This window comes from Arthrobacter sp., from assembly GCF_031988865.1.
Classification (GTDB): domain Bacteria; phylum Actinomycetota; class Actinomycetes; order Actinomycetales; family Micrococcaceae; genus Arthrobacter_B.
Genome location: NZ_DALZXY010000020.1, coordinates 23,995 through 43,068, shown reverse-complemented (window position 1 = coordinate 43,068; position 19,074 = coordinate 23,995). Strand labels below are relative to the sequence as shown.

Sequence of the window (19,074 nt, the reverse complement as noted above, 5' to 3'; positions counted from 1 at the left end):
CGTGGGCCGGGCCGCCCGCGGCGGAGCGGCGGTGGACCGGGTGCATCCCGCCGGTCTGCCCGCGCTGCGCAGCTGGTTTGCCGGAGAATTGACCCGGTCCCGGGCCGACGCCGCGCCCGTCAGCGCCGAAGACGTGCTCATCACCCCCGGCGGCCAGAGTGCGCTGGCCTCGGTTTTCCGGGCGTTGGCCGGACCCGGTGACGCCGTCGTCATGGAATCGCCCACCTATTGGGGCGCTATCGCGGCAGCCCGCCAAGCCGGGCTGCGGATCGTTCCCGTAGCCCGGGGTACGAGGGCACCGGCGGCCTCGGACCTGGACGAGGCGCTGGCGGCGAGCGGGGCACGGATCTTCTATGCGCAGCCGCACTTCGCCAATCCCACGGGCACACTATGGAACAGCGAGGAGCGGAACGCCATCGCCGACGTGATGCGCGCCCGCGGAGCCTACCTAATCGAAGATGACTGGGCCCGGGACTTCGGCATCGACGCGGATCCGGCGCCGTTGGCCGGTGATGACCCGAACGGGCACATTGTCTATATCCGTTCGCTGACCAAGAGTGTGTCTCCGGCGGTCAGGATCGCGGCCCTGGTGGCCCGGGGGCCTGCGATGGCCCGCCTGCAGGCGGACCGTACGGTCGATGACCTCTATGTCAGCGGACTGCTGCAGGCCGCCGCGGCCGAGGTGCTGTCGGCGTCAGGATGGGACAGCCACCGTTCCCGGCTCCGGACGGAGCTGCGGCTCCGCCGGGACGAACTGGCACATCAGGTCAGCACGCACCTCGGGCCGGATGCCCTCACGCTGCTCCCCAAAGGCGGGCTCAACCTGTGGATTCAGCTGCCGGACGGCACGGACACTGCGGTGCTCGCCGCAGGCTGCCGTTCCAAGGGTGTGCTGGTGGCCCCCGGCTCGGACTGGTTCCCCACCGACCCGGCCGGTTCGTTCCTGCGCCTGAATTACGCCGGAGCCCATCCGCACCAGTTTGGCCCCGCGCTGCGGGTTATTGCCTCGGTGCTCGACGCCGGGGTGCCGGGAGGGGCTGGACTTCCCATTCGGTGAGCATCTGGAACCAGCCAGGGGAAAACCAGGCAAACAGCTAGCGGCCTGCCTGCAGGCTTTCCCGCTCCGCGCTGTCCAGGATGGCGGACAGGCCCGCATGGAAAGCGGTGAGCGAATCCAGGCGGCCCAGTGCCGCGTGGTGCCGTTCCAGAAGCGGATAGCCGGACAGCCGGGCAAAAACACCCGGGCTCAGCCACGGGTCGCGGCCCCCTGAACCCGGCAGCCGCTGGACCTCCACCGAGATCCCCGTGCCGAGGGCCAGCATGTAGCTCTCCAGCGCGGCGTAGTAATGCACCACCCGCTCGTCAGAGAGGCCGGCGTCGGTGAGGCACTCCAAGACAAACTCGATGGCTTGGAGTTCGCCCGGACCATAAGTGTCGGTGGCGAAGGACTCGCTGCCCAGCGCCGGGTGCTGCAGAAAAGCCTTCAGGAGTTCGCTGCTGTAGGCCTCCAGCCGCGCGCGCCAGTGCCGCCCAGCACCGGTGTCCTGGGCGCGCTGCAGGGACAGGGTGAACAGCCTGTCGAGCGCCGCCCTGATGATCGCGTCCCGGTTCTTGAAGTGCCGGTAGACGGCGGTGGCATCGGCGTCGAGCTCCTGTCCCAGCTTGCGGACGGTCAGCCGCTCGCCCGGATCTTGGCGAGCCAGGCGCAGGACAGCGTCAACGATGGTGTCAGCGTCAAGCCGGTTGCGGCGATCCGGTGGCTGAGCCGGCTGTGCCATCTATTTGCCACCTTTCGATTCTGTTCGAAGTCTTATCACGGTACATGATCCAGGAAGTCGTACTTTCGCACGTCGACGCCGGTGACCGCAATGATGTCAACATTGTTGATTTTATGTGATCCACGCCATATCGTTTCTGCAGAGTTTGATTTTCCAACGAAAGGACACCTTGGTGTACGCGGAGACTCTCCTTGAGAACGGATGGGTGTACACAGGCAGCGATGCCGCTCCCGTCCAGGCCAGTTTGGCCATAGCGGACGGACGCATCCTCGCCGTCGGCACCGGTGATGAAATTGAAGCCACGGTTGGAAACGGAACCAAGCGGGTTGACCTTCAGGGCCAGTTGGTGGTTCCTGGGTTCCAGGACGCACATATCCATCCGATTTTCGCGGGCATTGAAATGCTCCAGTGCGACCTGACAGCTGCTGAAACAGCCGACGAGGTACTGGCGGCCATCGCGCAGTACGCCGAGGAGAACCCGGACGAACCGTGGATCCTGGGCGCCGGCTGGTCCATGGACATGTTCCCGGGCGGGACGCCGCTGCGCCAGCAGCTCGACGCTGTGGTCCCGGGGCGCCCGGTCTTCCTCCAGAACCGTGACCACCACGGGGCCTGGGCCAACACCGCAGCCTTCGAGGCGGCCGGGATTAACGCCGAGACCCCGGATCCGGAAGGCGGACGCTTCGAGCGCGAAGCCGACGGCACTCCGGCCGGTACCGTGCACGAAGGTGCCGCCGACCTGTTTAACCACGTCAAGCCCTCCATACCGTATGAGCTCGCGTACCAGGGCCTGCTCGCCGCCCAGCAGCTCCTGCTGGCACAGGGCATCACTGCCTGGCAGGACGCCTGGGTGCCCGTTCCCGAGGGGAACGACGCCGACAACCTCAAGGTCTACATGGACGCCGCCAAGGCCGGAGACCTCTTGGTGCGGGTCACCGCCTGCCATTGGTGGGACAGGACAGCCGGAATCGGCCAGCTGGACGCCATCCTGGAGCGCCGTAAGGCAGTCGCGGATGCCTTCGACCCGGCCGTGCTGAACGCCAACTCGGTCAAGGTCATGGTGGACGGCGTCGCCGAAAACTACACCGCGGCCATGCACCACGTATACCTGGACCACCATGGACACGACACTGACAACCGGGGCATCGAGTTCTTCGATCCCGCCGAAATGCAGGAATTCGTCACCGCGATCGACGCCGCCGGGATGCAGGTGCATTTCCACGCGCTCGGGGACCGGGCCGTCACGGACGCATTGGACGCTGTGGACGCCGCAAGGCAGGCAAACGGCGCTAACGATAACCGGCACCATCTGGCCCACCTGCAGGTGGTCCGGTCCGAGGACATCCAGCGTTTCGCCCCGCTGAACGCGGCGGCGAACGTGCAGGCGCTCTGGGCCTGCCACGAGGAGCAGATGGATACGCTGACCCTGCCGTTCCTGGAACCGGGTGCCGAGGACCGCCACTACCCGTTCGGCGAACTTGCGGCCGAGGGTGCCCACCTGGTGGCGGGCAGCGATTGGCCTGTCTCCACCGCCGATCCCCTGGCTGCTATCCATGTGGCCGTCAACCGGGCATCGCCCGACTCCGAATTACCGCCCCTCGGGCCGGAGTCCCAGAAGCTCAGCCTCAAGCAGATCCTGGACGCCTACACCCAGGGAACCGCTTGGATCAACCACCTGGACGCGCAGACGGGAACCCTGGAACCGGGGAAACTCGCAGACCTGGCCATCCTGGACACCAACCTTTTCGCCTTGGCAGCCGAGGACCTGCACCGGGCGGCCGTTACCCAGACCTGGATCGGCGGCAACTGCGTGTACCAGCGCCCGGCCGCAGAATCCGCAGTGAACCGTGAAGCCGGGGTGTTGAATTGAAGGCAGGAACAGAGGGTTCCCGGAGGAACCGGTCCCGCATCATCGCGGCAGGAGCCGCCGCCGTCGTCGTAGGCGTGGTCCTCAGCGGATGTTCGGCGGGTACGCAGGCTTCGGAGACTGGTCCCGACGGCGAGAAGTTCACGCTGAGCGCCTCCAGCCCGGAACCGGGCACGGAAATCGACAACATCAACTGGGGCATGTACGCAGAGCCCTTCTCACTTGATTACGCCTACGCCTTCGACTACCCGGATAACACCGTGCTCTCCAACGTCTGCGAGTCATTGTTCCGCTGGAACTCGGACCTGACGACTTCCCCTGGGCTGGCAACCGGTTTCGAGAACCCGGACCCGCTGACCTGGATCTACACCATCCGGGAAGGCGTGAAGTTCCACGACGGCACCGAAATGACAGCCGCAGACGTTGTGGCATCGATGACGCGGCACATATCACCGGAGGTGGGATCCTTCTGGGCTTCCTCCTACCAGAACGTGGAATCGATCGAACAGACCGGGGACTATGAGGTCACGGTGACGATGGCCCAGCCGGACTACTCGTTCAACGCGTCGCTCGTGGGCGCTCCCGGAGTCATCGCCTCGGCCAAGACGCTTGAAGAAGCGGGCCCGGACTACGGCAACTCGACCACGGGCGTGAACTGCACCGGCCCCTTCCAGTTCGAAAGCTGGGAACCCGGGGAGAGCATCACCCTTGATCGGTTCGCGGACTACTGGGACCGGGATCTGGTGGCCAAATCCAAGCAGATAACCTTCCGCATGCTTCCGGACGCCAACGCCAGGACCAATGCCTTCCAGACCGGCGAGCTGGACGGCGGGTTTATGATCCCCTCCAACGCCATCGACATCCTGCGCGCCAACAAGGACGCCGGCGACCTGTACTTCGGTACTGACAGCTCCGTCCAGAGCATGGTCTTCACCGATCTTGAAGGAACCTTCAAGGACGTCCGCGTCCGCCAGGCACTGATGATGGCCATCAACCGCAGCGCCCTGATCGATGCTGCGGAACAGGGGTACGCCAACGAGACCGATGCCCTGACCACGCGCAACGTCTGGAATGAAGCTTCGCCGGAGGTCGTGGATGAGGCCTTCGAGGCACTGCCGTCCATGCCCTACGACCTAGAGGAAGCGCGGAAGCTTGTCCGGGAGGCGGGAGCCGAGGGCAGCAAGTTCGTCTTCGCAACCGCATCGATCAACGCCGCCATGGACATCTCCGTCCGGGCCATCGCATCGGCCGCCAAGGAAATCGGCCTGGACCCCGAGATCCGGACCATGTCCAACGACAAGTACACGACCCTGTTCTCCGACCCGGAGGCACGGGACGGCGTGGACCTGCTGATTACCTCCTGGTACCTCTCCGCCAATGAGCCGCTGGAAATGTACAGCGTCCTGAGGACGGGAGACTTCAGCAACTACGGCGGCTGGAGCAACCCCGAGTATGACGACTTGGTCAATGCCGCCTTTGGCGTCCAGGATCCCGACGAGCGGGCGCTGCTCACCTCCAAGGCAGCAGAACTGGCCGCCGAGGAAGTCGTCTGGGGTCCGCTTTACGAAACCGTCACCACCATGTGGCTGGGTGATCGCATCACCGGAGCAGACCCGTCCATCAACTACATGTATTTCCCGTGGGCAGCCAAGATAGGGGGTCGCTGATATGACCACTGCAGTTCAGGCACCATCCGCAGCAGGCACTCCGGGACCGATCCCGGCGAAAAAGACAAAGAGCCGGGCCAGCCGGCCCCTTATCTACATCCTGCAGAAACTTCTCGTTCTGGTCGTCACGCTATTCGTAGCCTCACTGGCCGTGTTCTTCTCCCGCTTCCTGGTCCCCGGCGACCCGGCGCGTTTCCTGCTCCGGGGCCGCAGCCCTAATCCCGAAGCGCTGGCGGAGATCACCCGCCAGTACGGGCTGGATAAACCCGCCTGGGAGCAGTACCTGAACTGGCTCGGCGGGATCTTCCAGGGCGACTGGGGACGGTCCCTGACCTACCGCCAGGATGTATCGGAAGTCCTCCTGAGCAGGCTGCCCACCACGCTGCAGCTGGTAGCGCTGGCCGCCGTCTTCATCACCGTCCTGGGTCTGCTGGCAGGAATCCTGGCCAGCCTGAACAAGGGCTTCGGCGACCGGTTTATCCTCATTACCCTGACCGCTGCCGGCGCCGTTCCGCCATTTGTGGCCGCGATCGCGCTGGTGGCCCTGTTCTCCGTCGGTCTTGGCTGGTTCCCTTCCTTCGGGAGCGGCGACGCCGGCTGGGACCGAATATGGCATCTAACCTTGCCCGCCATGGCCCTGGGAATTACCTACATTGCCATGGTGGCCAGGGTGACCCGCTCCTCCATGAACGAACAGCTGGTCCGCGAGCACGTGGAAGTGGCAACGAGCCGCGGCCTCAGCCGCGGGGCAGTCGTGGCCCGGCACGTCCTGCGCAACGCCCTGGGACCCATCCTGACCGTCAGCGGTGTGCTGGTGGCCGGGCTGCTGGTATCCAGTGCCATCATCGAGCAGACGTTCGGCCTCGCCGGGATCGGGCAGCTGCTGGTGCAGTCGATTGACCGCCTCGACTTCTCCGTCGTGCAGGCGATCGTCATGGTTGTTGTGGCCGCCTTCGTCCTGGTCAACACCCTTGTAGACCTCCTTCAGCCCCTTATTGATCCGCGTATCGCGGCCGGAACGGAGACCCGATGACTCTGACACTCCGCCTGCCTCAGCAGGCTGGGCTGCGCCGCTATGCGCAGTACCTCTCACCCCTGGGGTGGGCTGCAGCGGTTTTCGCCGTCCTGGTGGTCTTTATGGCCGTGTTCGCGCCGTCCTTGGCTCCCTACGATCCGGACTACGTGGACCTGAACAACGTGCTCGCCGGTCCGGGAGCCGGGCATCTGCTGGGCACTGATGCACTGGGCCGCGACCTGCTGAGCCGGCTGATGTACGGCGGCCGGACCTCGCTGCTGGGGCCCGCGATCGTGATGGTGGGATCCACGGTCCTGGGCATGCTCCTCGGGCTGGCCGCAGGTTGGTCCCGGGGATGGCTGGGCCGGTTGCTCAGCCGGTTCTTCGACCTTCTCTTTGCCTTCCCGGCACTGCTGCTGGCCATGCTGGCAATCGCCCTGTTCGGCAAGGGACTCACCGCGCCCATTATCGCCATGACCATCGCCTACGTTCCCTACGTGGCACGCCTGACCCAGGCATTGGTGACGGCCGAACGGAGCCGTCCCTATGTCCAGGCCTATCAGGTGCTCGGCTTCCGGACGCCTTGGGTGGTCCTGGGCCGGGTCCTGCCAAACCTCATTCCCACCGTGGGAGCCCAATCCACACTCAACTTCGGTTACGTGCTGGCTGACCTGGCCGCGCTGTCCTTCATCGGGCTGGGCATCCAGCCACCAACCAGTGACTGGGGCGCCATGATCGAGGAAGCCCGCGGCGCACTGCTGGGCGGACACCTGCTGCCGGCCTTCTGGCCAGCCCTGGTGGTGGTCCTCGTGGTGGTAGCCGTGAACATCATCGGCGAGGAACTTTCAGATCGAATCGGAGGAAAACTCGCATGAGCCGGCTTTTGCAGATCCAGGACCTCACCCTCGGCTTCCCGGACAAGGCACCGCTGCTGGACAGCGTCTCGCTCCACGTGGATGACGGCGAGGCCGTAGCCCTGGTGGGAGAGTCCGGATCCGGTAAATCCCTGACCATCCGGGCAGCGCTGGGACTTCTCCCGGAGCGCTCGCAGGCATCCGGCACGGTCTCCGTCCGCGGACTGGATACCCTGACCGCCAGCCGGCAGCGCCTGATGGACCTGCGCCGCAAGGACGCGTCCATGATCTTCCAGGACCCCCGGGCCGGGATCAACCCGGTCCGTACCGTGGGGGACTTCCTGGGTGAGACACTGCGGTTCCAGGGGCTCTCCCGCGCCGAAGCCGCGCAGCGGTCAGTCGCCGCCCTGGAACAGGTGGGACTGCGCCGGGCCAAGGAGCTCACCGGCCAGCACCCGCACCAGCTCTCCGGCGGCATGCTCCAGCGCGTGATGATCGCTGCCGCCATGCTGAACTCCCCGAAACTCCTGCTCTGCGACGAACCCACGACCGCCCTGGACGTCACCACCCAGGCCGGAATCGTGAGTCTGCTGCGTGAGCAGCAGCAGGCACGGGGCATGGGCATGCTCTTTATCACCCATGACCTGAACCTCGCCGCCAGCCTCTGCGAACGTGTCTACGTGCTGCGCAATGGCCGGGTCGTGGAGCAGGGAGCGACGCAGGAAGTGTTCCTTGCCCCGCAGCAGGACTACACGCGCCAGCTGGTCAACGCGACTCCTGTCATCGAGCTGGACAGGGTTCCGGAGCCGGCCGCCGCGAAGGGGGCGCAGCCGCTGCTGTCCGCCACCGGCCTTTCAAAACGCTACGAACTGGCGCGCGGCGAGATACTCACAGCACTGGACGGTGCGGGATTCACCCTCCCCGAAGGCGGTTCCCTCGGTGTCGTGGGCGAGTCGGGCTCCGGTAAATCGACCCTCGCCCGGCTGGTTGTCGCACTGGAAACCGCCACGGAAGGCGAGCTCACACTGGGCGGGAACCTCCGGCCGAAGCGTCGGCTGTCCGCCGGAGAGCGCAAGGTGCTCGCCAAGGACGTGCAGATCGTTTTCCAGGATCCGTACCTCTCCCTGGACCCCCGCATCCCGGTGGGCAAAGCCGTGGCTGACGTTTTCCGCCTGCACCAAAAGCAGGGACGCCACGAGGCTTTGGCCAGTGCACGGGAACTCCTGGGGCGGGTTGGGATTGCCGAGGAACGCTGCGACGCGCTGCCCCGGGCACTCTCCGGCGGTCAGCGTCAGCGCGTGGCGCTGGCAAAAGCCCTCGCGGCGCGTCCGCGGCTTCTGGTCTTGGACGAAGCGACCAGCGCCCTCGACGTGTCCGTCCAGGCCCAGGTGCTCGATTTGGTGGAAGAGCTCCGGGACCAGTTCGGCCTGACCATCCTGTTCGTCACCCATGACCTGGCGGTTGTCTCCCGTCTCTGCTCTGAAATCCTGGTGATGAACCAGGGCAGAATTGTGGAACAGGGTCCGACCGCCCGGATCCTGGAAGACCCGGGCGAGGAGTACACCAGGAACCTCATTGGTTCTCGTCCCCGCCCCCTGTGGGACGAGCAGCCGGCAACGGCCTGAACCGGCCAGGAACCTGGTCCGGGCCAACGCTGGCGGCAGACCCTGCCGCCAGCGTTACCGCCGGTCCCTGCCTCCAGAAGACCCCCGGACGCGGTCTCAATGCGTCCTGAAACAGGAGAACACCCGTGAATACCACCGTTTTCGAACGGAACGTCCCCCAGGCCGCCGTCGTCACCAAGGCGTTGGAGGGCGCCGTTCACCGGCCGTTCTGGATCGACGATGTGCAGGACAGCGCCCCCCGCTACCCGGAGCTTGAGGGCAGCGCCAGCGCAGATCTGGTGATTGTGGGTGGCGGCTACACCGGGCTCTGGACCGCGCTGCGCGCCAAGGAACGGGACCCGAACCGGACCGTCATCCTGCTCGAAGCCGCGCGGGTGGCCTGGGCCGCCTCGGGGCGCAACGGCGGTTTCTGCGAGGCCAGCCTCACGCACGGCTACGAGAACGGCAAGAACCGCTGGCCGGGGGAACTTGAGACGCTGGAACGCCTTGGGCTGGAGAACCTGGACCGGATGCAGGAGGCCGTGGAGAAGTACGGCATGGACTGCGAATGGGAACGCAGCGGGGAGCTCAACGTCGCCGTGGAACCGCACCAAGTGGCGTGGCTCGAGGAAGACGACGATCCCGGGAGCGTTTTCCTGAACCAGGAAGAGGTCCGCGCCGAGGTCAACTCACCTACCTACCTGGCGGGCCGGTGGTACAAGGATTCCGTCGCCATGGTCCACCCCTACAAACTGGGGCTGGAACTGGCGCGGGTCGCCGTAGACCTGGGCGTCCGCATCCACGAAGGAACGCGGGTCCACGAGCTGAAGGACCAGGACGGCGGAGTCACGGTGGTGACCGAGCGCGGGCAGGTCCGGGCCGGACAGGTGGTGCTGGGCACCAATGCCTACCCGTCACTGCTGCGGCGCAACAAGCTGATGACCGTAACGGTGTATGACTACGTGCTGATGACGGAGCCCCTCACCGAGGAGCAGCTTGCGGCGATCGGCTGGAGCAACCGCCAGGGCATCGGCGACATGGCGAACCAGTTCCACTACTACCGGCTCAGCAAGGACAACCGGATTCTGTTCGGCGGCTACGACGCACTGTATTTCAGCGGCGGGCGCGTCAATCCCCGGCACGAGGACCGCCCGGAGACCTGGGCGAAGCTTGCCTCCCACTTCTTCACCACGTTCCCGCAGCTGGAGGGGGTGAAGTTCAGCCATAAGTGGGCCGGTGCCATCGACTCCAGCACGCAGTTCTGTGCCTTCTTCGGTACGGCACGCAAGGGCAAGGTGGCCTATGCCGCCGGCTTCACCGGGTTGGGGGTTGGAGCTACGGCATTCGCCGCGGATGTCCTCCTGGATCTTTTGTCCGGACAGGCCACCGAGCGCACCCGGATTGAAATGGTTCGGAAGCGGCCCCTGCCGTTCCCGCCGGAGCCTCTGGCCTCCGTGGGGATCAACCTCACCAGGTGGTCCATGGACCGTGCGGACCACAACGGCGGAAAGCGGAACATCCTCCTCAAGACGCTCGACGCCGTGGGCTTGGGTTTCGATTCCTGACCCGCTGCACCGCCCGCCCCATTAGGCGGGACCTCGGCCGGGCTGCCCGCAGGGCCGCCCGCCAGCCGAGGCCGGGCCGAAGCCGGTGATTTCCCGTGGGGGTGAAATCACCGGCTCCGGCTTGTGGGGGGGCTACTAGTACGTCGAGCTGTGGCGGGGGCCGGTGCACATGTCGGTGTTATCCAGGATCGAGGATGGCCGCGGCGGTACCGATCAGTCGCCGGCGTTCCGGGCGCTCGCTGCGTTGCGTGCGGCGAGGATGTGGGTGCGCATGACTGCTTCGGCCCACTCGCCGTCGCCCGCCCTGGCCGCTGCCACCAGTTCGGCGTGGTGGAGCATGCTCCGGCGCAGCGCTTCGGGACTGTATTTGCCGAAAGTGTGGGCTACGACGGCGGGCCGCATCAGGGTTTGGAGTGCGATGGCGAAGTGCCGGTTGCCGCAGCGGTCCACAAAAATGCCGTGGAACTCGCTGTTCAGCGCTCCCAACGCCTGCAGGTTCCCGGCAGCGGCAGCGTCCTCCATCTGGGAGTTCAGTTCCGCCAGCCGCTCGACGTCGTCCCTGCTCAGCCGCGGAACCGCCAGCAGGGCAGCGTGCGGTTCGAAGCCGGCCCGGACGTCGTACAGCCCTGCCACGTCCTCCGGGCTGAAGGACACCACCTGGGCGCCCTTGTTCCGGCTGATTTCAACGAGCCCCTCGGCGGCAAGCCGGTTCAGCGCTTCCCGGACGGGGGTGCGGCTGACCCCCAGCCGCTCGGCGAGGGCGGCCTCCCGCAGCCGCGTCCCCGGGCCGAGTGCGCCGGACGTTATCAGGGTGCGCAGCCGGGCGTACGCGCTGTCATCCAAGGGCTCTGCAGGGGCGGAGGAGGGGTCCATGGCCATAACGTTATCCCTTGCCAACGGCCGAATTCTCCGGAATTGGCCACTCTGCCGCGGCGAGCTCGGCGCGGGTGCCGCCACGGGAGACGAATGAAGCCGAAGCCCGTCCGGTGAGCTCCACAATCCGGTCGGAGGCGAGCATGTATTTTGGCAGGTTGATTCCGGTGGAAATGCCCAGACCGTCGCACAGATGCGCCAAATCCTCCAGGGCAGCGTTGCCGAGGACGGAAGGATCTCCGGGGAACCAGAGATCGCCGCCGAGCCCGGCAAAGGAACCTTCGAGCCAGTCGACACCGGCCTGCAGCACCGCCAGCGCGTTGGCGGGAGCAAATCCGTTGCGGTTATGCAGGTGCACGCCCACCTCCAGCCCGGGATGCAGGCTGCGGACTTCGGCCACGCCGTCGTACATCTCTCCCGGTTCCTCCTGCCCTGAGGTGCCGGCCAGATAGATACCGGCCGACCCCGCGGCGACGGCGGCCTCCACCACCCGCCGCCGTTCGGCCGCCGGGACAGGTCCCCGGGCGGGGGCGAAGAACGAACAGGCGACGGCGGTCACGAGCCGGAGTCCGCTGCGCGCGGCCAGGTCACCGATCCGGTCCAGGCCGGACAGGGCCTCGGCAACCGTGAGCCGCTGGTTGCGCAGGCTGACCGCTTCATCAGCGGAGACCACCACCACCAGTTCGTCCAGCCCGCAGTCGACGGCGCGTTCAGCGCCCCGGTAGTTCGGGGCGAGGCCACGGTAGCGGACACCTGGAACCCGGGGAACCGCGGCCATGACCTCGGCAGCGTCGGCCAGCTGCGGCAGGACCTTGGGATGAGCGAAGGACACGGCTTCGATTTCCCGCACGCCGGCGTCGATCAGCAGCCGGACCAGGTCCACCTTCTCCGCAGTGGCCAACGGGGTAGGGACGGACTGCAGCCCGTCCCGCAGCCCGACCTCCACCAAACGAACGTCGGCGGGCAGCCCCGGCAGGCTCATGCCACACCACGGGCCCGGAGGCCCGCCAAAGCGGTGTTGTCCACGCCGATGCCGGCCAGGACCTCAGCCGTATGGGCTCCGAGTTCGGGACCGGGCCAGCGGACGCTTCCCCTGGTCCGGCTCAGGCGGGGGAAGACGTTCTGCATGGACACCGTGCCCAGCACGGGATGTTCAACCTCAGTGATGGAGCCGCGGGCCTGGAAATGGGGGTCGGCGAACATGTCCACGGGACGAAAAATCCTGCCTGAGGGAACCCCGTGTTCTTCCAGCCGCGCCTCGAGGGCATCTGCGTTCAGTCCGGAGGTGAAGGCCGCTATCAGGTCGTCGAGTTCGCGCTGGCGTCCGCCGCGGGCACCGTGCGTGGCGTAGCGCGGATCGTCAGCCAGTTCCGGGGCATCCATGGCCTTGGCCAGGCGGGCGAAGACCGTGTCCTGGTTCGCGGCAATCAGCAGCCACTGCCCGTCCTTGGTGGGGTAGACGTTGCTTGGGGCGACGTTGGGGAGGATGGCGCCGGTGCGTTCGCGCTGGTAACCGGTGACCTGCCATTCGGGCACCAGGGATTCCATCACGCCCAGCACGGCCTCGTAGATCGCTGAGTCGACAATTTGGCCCTGGCCGCTGGCCTGCCGTTCCTGCAGGGCCGCGAGGGCGCCGATGGTCGCGAACAGTGCGGCGAGCGTGTCACCGATGGAGATTCCCACCCGCGACGGCGGCATGGAGGGATCTCCCACCACATACCGCAGCCCGCCCATCGCTTCTCCGATGGCGCCGTAGCCGGCCCGCTGCGCGTAGGGGCCGTCCTGGCCAAAGCCCGAGACCCGTACCATGATCAGCCCGGGGTTGGTGCTGCGCAGGTCCTCGAAGCCCAGGCCCCACCGTTCCATGGTGCCGGGCCGGAAGTTCTCAACCAGGATGTCCGCCTCGGTAATCAGCTGCCGGGCAAGGTCCTGGCCTTCCGGGTCCCGCAGGTTCAAGGTCACGGAGCGTTTGTTGCGTCCGACGACGGACCACCAGAGCGAAACTCCCTGCGGCAGCTGCCGTCCCCACTGGCGCAGCGGGTCCCCGCGCCCGGGTTCTTCGATCTTGACCACTTCGGCTCCCAGGTCGCCGAGCAGCTGACCGCAGAAGGGTCCGGCGAGGAGCTGGCCCATTTCCACGACCCGCACTCCCGCCAGTGGGCCGGCACTTCGTGGTGCGGATGTCATGGTGCTCCTCCCTGAGCCTGCAGATGCGAAATATGCATACAACTTTTCAGTTGACCTGCATGCTGTCAAGGACGGATTGAGAGCGTTTTGCAGGGTTGTATGCAATCTCTTGACAGCCTTTCTCCGCGCCCCTAGCCTGATGCCACCGAATGCGACACAGCGCGTGGCACTGGCAATGGTGTCGGCATTCCCAGCCCGGATCCTCCGCTGCATCACCGGCGCCCCAAACCCGCCGGGCAGCACCACCCCAAGGAGCACTGATGGCGTTTCGGTTAGGCGTGGATGTCGGCGGCACGTTCACAGACATTCTGCTGGTCAATGAGGACACCGGTGCGACACACCGGTACAAGACCTCGTCCACCCCGCAGGACCAGTCGGTCGGGGTGCTGCACGGGATAGCCCAGGTTTGTGCCGCGGCAGGGATCGCACCATCGCAGGTGCGGGACGTATTGCACGGAACCACCGTGGCGACGAACGCCATCCTGGAAAAGAAGGGTTCCCGCGTGGGCCTGGTTACCACCCGCGGGTTCCGGCAGGTGCTGCAGATCGCCAGGTCCTTTGTCCCCGGTGGTCTGGCCGGCTGGATCATCTGGCCCAAGCCCGAACCGCTGGCGGACCTGGAAGACACCGTGGAGGTCACCGAACGGGTCTCCACTACCGGATCCGTGCTCACCCCACTGGATGAGGACGACGTCCGGCGCCAGCTCGCCAAGCTCCGGAACAACGGAATCGAGGCCCTGAGCGTCTGCCTGATTAACGCCTATGCCAACGGAGACCATGAGGCACGGATCGCCGAAATCGCCGCGGAGGAACTGCCCGGTATCCCGGTGTCCCGGTCCTCAGTGGTGCTTCCGGAGCTGCGCGAATACGAACGGGCCATCACCACGGTTGCCAACGCCTACGTCCAGGGGCAGGTCTCCGGATACGTGCGGAACCTTGGGGCCCAGCTGGCCGGGGCCGGGATGGATGCCCAGCTGTCCATCCTGCGCAGCGACGGCGGACTGGTCTCCGGTGCGGTCGCCGCTGACAACCCGGTTTCCCTGCTGCTTTCCGGGCCCGCCGGTGGAGTCACCGGAGCGGCCTGGGCGGCCGAACAGGCAGGTTTCACGGACTTCCTCACCATCGACATGGGCGGGACCTCCACCGACGTGGCCCTGGTGCAGGATTTGCTGCCCCGGATTGGACGCCAAACCACCGTGGGTGACCTGACCGTCCGTGCCACGTCCGTGGACGTCAGGACAATCGGTGCCGGCGGCGGATCGATTGCGCACGTTCCGCCGCTGACCCAGGCGCTGCGGGTCGGTCCGCAGTCCGCCGGAGCCGTTCCCGGTCCGGCCTCCTATGGCCGCGGCGGCACGGCCCCCACTGTCACCGACGCGAACGTGGTCCTTGGCTACCTTCCGTCCCAGCTCGCTGGCGGCGAGATCGGGCTCGACGCCGAGGCCGCCGCCGCGGCGGTGAAGACGATCGCTGACGCGACTGGCCTGAACGACGTCGAACGTGCCGCCGAAGGAATCGTTCACATCGTCAACGAGAACATGTACGGTGCGCTGAAACTCGTGTCCACCCAGCAGGGCTTCGACCCGCGGGACTTTGCCCTGGTGGCGTTCGGCGGTGCGGGGCCGCTGCACGCCAACGCCCTGGGCAAGCTGACCGGCGCCTGGCCGGTGATTATCCCGCCCTCGCCTGGCGTGCTCTCCGCGTATGGGGATGCCACCACCAGCCTGCGCGACGAAGCGGCCCGCACCCTCGTCCGGCCTTTCAGGGACTTCACCGATGCCGACCTGGCCGGCCTGCTGGCGGAACTGGCAGCCACCGCCCGGGAAACCCTGCTGGCCGCGGGCCTGGGGGAGGAGGACCTCACAGTCAGCTACTCCGCCGACGTCCGCTACCACGGCCAGGGCTTCGAGATCCCGGTACCGGTGGACTTCGCCGCGTTCGCGGCGGGCGACGGCGGCGGCTTCGCCGGCCTGCGGACAGCGTTCGATGCGGAACACCAGCGGCTGTTCTCCTTCCTGCTGGAGAACGAACACGAACTGGTCACCGTGCGGGCCACCGTCAGCGGCCCGCACCCGGAAGTCGCCTCAACCACCCTGGAAGCCGGCGGCACGGACCCGTCCGCCGCGGAACGGACCAGAAGCAGCATTTTTGTTGACGGCAGCACTGTGGAGGGCACGGTCTACGACCGCGACCGGCTCCTCGCCGGCAACGTGGTGACCGGCCCGGCCGTGATCGCCGAAATGGACTCCACCACCCTGGTCCTGCCAGGACACACCGCGACCGTGCACCCGCACGGCAGCCTGCTCATCCGCCCCGCCGCAGATTCGAAGGAGTAGCCCCATGGCCCAGCTAGTGGAGACCGCCACCGAGCCACTGCACGCGGTGGACGTCGACGTCGTTACGCTCGACCTGATCGAAAACGCCCTGCGCAGCGCCCGGTACGAAATGGACGAGACCCTGTTCCGGACCGCATTAAGCCCCGGCATCCGGGAACAGCACGACGAGTTTCCGCTGATCGCCGACCCGTCCGGAAAAATGATCGTCGGCCAGTTCGGGCTCTCCATTCCGGACTTCCTGGCGAACTTCCACGGGACCATCGAAGAGGGCGACGTGCTGATGACCTCGGACCCGTATTCCTGTGGTGCGGCGATCAGCCATGCCAATGACTGGCTGGTGGTGATGCCGATCTTCCATGAGGGCAGGATCGTCGGCTGGGCCTCGCAGTTCGGTCACATGACCGACGTCGGCGGCAAGACTCCGGCGTCGATGCCGACCGATGCACGCACCATTTTTGAAGAGGGCGTGGTCATACCGCCGTTCAAGCTCTACCGCCGGGGCGAACGCGACGAGACCGCACTGGGCATCATCCTCAACCAGGTCCGCAACCCGGACTGGAACCGGGCGGATCGCAACGGGCTGGCCGCCGCCTGCAGCACCGCCTCACGCCGGGTGCAGGAAATGTGCTCGCGCTTCGGCGTCGACACCTACACGTCGGCGCTGAACGCGCTGCTGGACCGCAACTACCGGGCCATGAAAACCCTCCTCGCCATGGTGTTCGAGGAAGGGAAACCGCTTTCCTTCACCGATTTCATCGACGACGACGGCAGGGGTTTCGGGCCGTATGAACTGACGATGACGATCACCCGGACCGGGGACAAGGTGCTGATCGACCTCACCGGCAGCAGCCCGCAGGCGCAGGGGCCGATTAATTACTACATCAACGAGAACCTCATCCGGATGTTCTTTGGCATCTACATGATTACCGTCGCGGACCCGCAGATCCTGTGGAACGACGGATTCTATCCGCTGGTCGACGTGGAAATCCCGGAGGATTCCTTCTGGAAACCCCGCTACCCGGCGGCGCTGAACGGCAGGAACCATGGCATTGGGCGGCTGTTCGACCTGTTCGGCGGGCTGCTCGGCCAGGCTAATCCCGACCTGCTCAACGGGGCAGGCTTCTCCTCCTCGCCGCACTTTATGTACTCGGGGAACTACAGCTCCGGTGACCGGAAAGGGGAATGGTTCCAGCTCTACTCGATCGGGTTCGGCGGAATCCCTGGCCGTCCGGTGGGCGACGGCCCCGACGGGCACTCGCTCTGGCCCTCCTTCACCAACATTCCGTGTGAATACCTGGAGTCCTACTATCCGCTGGTCATCGACCGGTGGGAGACCATCGCCGACACCGGCGGTGCCGGCCTGCACCGCGGCGGCAACGGCGTCGACGTCGCCTACCGCTTCCTGGAGCCGGGAACCATCGCCATCCACGACGACCGCTGGCTGACCTATCCCTGGGGCGTGCGCGGCGGCGACCCGGGCGCCCGCGGAAAGAAATGGATTGACCGGGCCGACGGCACCACAGTGGTCCTGCCATCGAAAGTCCACGACGTCTCTGTGGGTCCGGGCGACGTCCTGCACTTCGTCACCTGGGGTGGCGGCGGCTGGGGGGATCCGCTGGAACGGGATCCCGAACTGGTGTGCAAGGAGGTCCGCCGCGGCCTGGTGACCGCGCAGGGTGCGCTCGCGTACGGCGTCGTCTGCACTGCGGAGGGAGTGCCCGACGCCGATGCCACCACCGAACTGCGGTCCCGGCTCCGCGGAGGCAGGGAGGGGGAGCTGCCGCTGTTCAACAGGGGCGGCGAAATGGCGGATTTGCTGGCCAACAGCATGGCCGAGACCGGCCTGCCGGCCCCGGCCCCGCCGGTGTCGCTGCCATGACGCGGTTCGCCGATGGGTTCGACGGGACGCTGGTCCCCGGAAACTCGCCAGCAGTGGTGTCCGTGGACCTGATGCGGGCCTACTTCGATCCGCAGAGTCCACTCTGCCTGCCGGAAAAACAATTCCTGGATGCCGCGGCCGCTGTCATCGGCTCTGCCCGGGCCAACGGTGTCCCGGTGCTGCACACCAGGGTCCGCTATGGCCCGGACGGCGCCGACGGCGGCGTGTTCGTCCGCAAGGTTCCCGCCCTGAGGCTGCTGATCGGGGACACGGAGCTGGGCCAGCTGATGCCCGAAGTTTCACCCGCCGAGGGTGAAACGGTGCTGGTGAAGCAGTACTCCAGCGCCTTCTTCGGCACGGACCTGGCCCAGCTCCTGCACACCTGGGCGGTGGACACGCTGGTGATCGTGGGCACAAGCACCAGCGGCTGCATCCGTTCCACGGCAGTTGATGCCATGCAGCACGGCTTCATTCCTATTGTGGTGGGCGACGCCGTGGGGGACCGGGATGACGCCGTGCACGACGGCTCCCTCTACGACCTGCAGGCCAAGTACGCCGAAATCTGGGACAGCGCCGACGTGCTGGACTACTTTCGGCCCGGCTAGGGTCAGGCTACGGCCGGCCTAGCCCCACCACGGCTGCTTCGCGGCGTCATAGGTCCCGTCATGGAACGCCATGGTCAGCCACTGGTCCACATACTCCTGGAACACTGTGTCGCCCAGCGGGAGCAGGTAGGCCTTCTGCGAGAAGTTGAACGGATCGTCCGGGCTCACGGCGCAGAGTTCCTCGTACTCGTTGGCCACCCACTTCACCTCCGAGGCATCTGTGGTCATCACGTCCGCCCGTCCGGCAACGATCTCATCGAAGATAGTGTTGTTGTCCCCGTAACGGATGATCTCGCCGTCCGGGTAGTGCTCATCGGCGAAGATCTCGTTGGTGCCGCCGATCGGGGTAATCGAGCGGACACCGGGTGAGTTGATCTCCTCCACGGTGTCGTAGAGCTCTTCCTTGCCGCACAGGGTGATCGGGGTCTTGCCCTCATCGAGGACAGCCGTGCTGAAGAAGGCCTGCTCCGCTCGGGCCAGGGAAATTGAAACGCCGCCAACACCGATGTCGCAGCCGGCCAGGAAATCGGGCATCAGGTCCTTCCAGGTGGTCTGGACATACTCGATTTCGACGTCCAGGCGGGACGCGAGGTCCTCGACCATGGTGATGTCGATTCCGCTCCATTCCCCGCTGTCCGGGTCCTTGTAAGTGAAGGGCCGGTAGTCGCCGGTGGTGCAGACCTTGAGGGAACCACGGGACGCGATGAGGTCCAGCTGGGACTCCGGCGGGCTTTGGCTTTCGGGCTCCTGCCCTTCGGTCGCGGCGCTCGCCGTGCAGCCGGAGACGAGCAGGGTCGAAAGAGCGAGGACGGGAAGCAGGGGGAATTTCGGCACTGGGTGGTAC

15 protein-coding genes are annotated in these 19,074 nt (G+C 66.3%); 10 read left to right on the top strand and 5 right to left on the bottom strand.

What is annotated here, in order from left to right; all coding sequences use genetic code 11:
• On the top strand, positions 1–1,057 hold a 1,057-nt coding region (locus RTN46_RS05850; RefSeq protein WP_312179772.1), incomplete at its 5' end, for a PLP-dependent aminotransferase family protein.
• A gap of 37 nt (positions 1,058–1,094) precedes the next feature.
• Here the strand turns inward: RTN46_RS05850 and RTN46_RS05845 are convergent.
• Positions 1,095–1,778, bottom strand: coding sequence for a TetR/AcrR family transcriptional regulator C-terminal domain-containing protein (locus RTN46_RS05845; RefSeq protein WP_312179770.1), 684 nt, complete (start codon positions 1,776–1,778; stop codon positions 1,095–1,097).
• Positions 1,779–1,950: 172 nt separating this feature from the next.
• Between RTN46_RS05845 and RTN46_RS05840 the strand changes: the two genes are divergently transcribed.
• The 6 genes from RTN46_RS05840 (at position 1,951) to RTN46_RS05815 (ending at position 10,350) form a co-directional block, all read left to right on the top strand.
• On the top strand, positions 1,951–3,648 hold the full coding sequence (locus RTN46_RS05840; RefSeq protein ID WP_312179768.1) for an amidohydrolase family protein: 1,698 nt from the start codon (positions 1,951–1,953) through the stop codon (positions 3,646–3,648).
• Positions 3,645–5,312 (top strand): ABC transporter substrate-binding protein, encoded by a 1,668-nt coding sequence (locus tag RTN46_RS05835; RefSeq protein ID WP_312179766.1) that lies wholly within the window; start codon positions 3,645–3,647, stop codon positions 5,310–5,312. The genes RTN46_RS05840 and RTN46_RS05835 overlap by 4 nt, the downstream gene beginning before the upstream one ends.
• A 1-nt stretch (position 5,313) precedes the next feature.
• Positions 5,314–6,345: an ABC transporter permease gene (locus RTN46_RS05830; RefSeq protein ID WP_312179764.1), complete on the top strand. Its 1,032-nt coding sequence runs from the start codon at positions 5,314–5,316 to the stop codon at positions 6,343–6,345.
• Positions 6,342–7,202 carry an ABC transporter permease gene (locus RTN46_RS05825; RefSeq protein ID WP_312179763.1) on the top strand — a complete coding sequence of 287 codons (861 nt, stop codon included), beginning with the start codon at positions 6,342–6,344 and terminating at the stop codon, positions 7,200–7,202. The genes RTN46_RS05830 and RTN46_RS05825 overlap by 4 nt, the downstream gene beginning before the upstream one ends.
• Positions 7,199–8,806 carry an ABC transporter ATP-binding protein gene (locus RTN46_RS05820; protein WP_312179762.1) on the top strand — a complete coding sequence of 536 codons (1,608 nt, stop codon included), beginning with the start codon at positions 7,199–7,201 and terminating at the stop codon, positions 8,804–8,806. Before RTN46_RS05825 ends, RTN46_RS05820 begins: the two co-directional genes overlap by 4 nt.
• A 125-nt stretch (positions 8,807–8,931) precedes the next feature.
• Entirely contained in the window at positions 8,932–10,350 is a 1,419-nt protein-coding gene (locus RTN46_RS05815; RefSeq protein WP_312179760.1) for an FAD-dependent oxidoreductase, read from the top strand.
• 213 nt (positions 10,351–10,563) lie between these two features.
• Here the strand turns inward: RTN46_RS05815 and RTN46_RS05810 are convergent, their stop codons facing one another.
• The 3 genes from RTN46_RS05810 to RTN46_RS05800 are packed head-to-tail and all read right to left on the bottom strand — an operon-like array spanning position 10,564 to position 13,410.
• Positions 10,564–11,229, bottom strand: a complete 666-nt coding sequence (locus RTN46_RS05810; protein ID WP_312179758.1) for a GntR family transcriptional regulator — start codon at positions 11,227–11,229, stop codon at positions 10,564–10,566.
• Positions 11,230–11,233: 4 nt separating this feature from the next.
• The gene (locus tag RTN46_RS05805) at positions 11,234–12,205 is read right to left on the bottom strand and encodes a hydroxymethylglutaryl-CoA lyase (RefSeq protein WP_312179756.1); all 972 of its coding nucleotides are present in this window, start codon (positions 12,203–12,205) and stop codon (positions 11,234–11,236) included.
• Positions 12,202–13,410, bottom strand: a complete 1,209-nt coding sequence (locus tag RTN46_RS05800) for a CoA transferase (protein ID WP_312179754.1) — start codon at positions 13,408–13,410, stop codon at positions 12,202–12,204. The genes RTN46_RS05805 and RTN46_RS05800 overlap by 4 nt, the downstream gene beginning before the upstream one ends.
• A 260-nt stretch (positions 13,411–13,670) precedes the next feature.
• Between RTN46_RS05800 and RTN46_RS05795 the strand changes: the two genes are divergently transcribed.
• Genes RTN46_RS05795 through RTN46_RS05785 form a run of 3 tightly spaced genes read left to right on the top strand, consistent with a single transcriptional unit; the run spans position 13,671 to position 18,230 of the window.
• Positions 13,671–15,746 carry a hydantoinase/oxoprolinase family protein gene (locus tag RTN46_RS05795; RefSeq protein ID WP_312179752.1) on the top strand — a complete coding sequence of 692 codons (2,076 nt, stop codon included), beginning with the start codon at positions 13,671–13,673 and terminating at the stop codon, positions 15,744–15,746.
• Between the two features lie 4 nt (positions 15,747–15,750).
• On the top strand, positions 15,751–17,625 hold the full coding sequence (locus tag RTN46_RS05790) for a hydantoinase B/oxoprolinase family protein (protein WP_312179751.1): 1,875 nt from the start codon (positions 15,751–15,753) through the stop codon (positions 17,623–17,625).
• The gene (locus RTN46_RS05785) at positions 17,622–18,230 is read left to right on the top strand and encodes an isochorismatase family protein (protein WP_312179749.1); all 609 of its coding nucleotides are present in this window, start codon (positions 17,622–17,624) and stop codon (positions 18,228–18,230) included. The genes RTN46_RS05790 and RTN46_RS05785 overlap by 4 nt, the downstream gene beginning before the upstream one ends.
• Before the next feature lie 18 nt (positions 18,231–18,248).
• Here the strand turns inward: RTN46_RS05785 and RTN46_RS05780 are convergent, their stop codons facing one another.
• Entirely contained in the window at positions 18,249–19,064 is an 816-nt protein-coding gene (locus RTN46_RS05780) for a transporter substrate-binding domain-containing protein (RefSeq protein WP_312179748.1), read from the bottom strand.
• Positions 19,065–19,074: the final 10 nt, after the last annotated feature.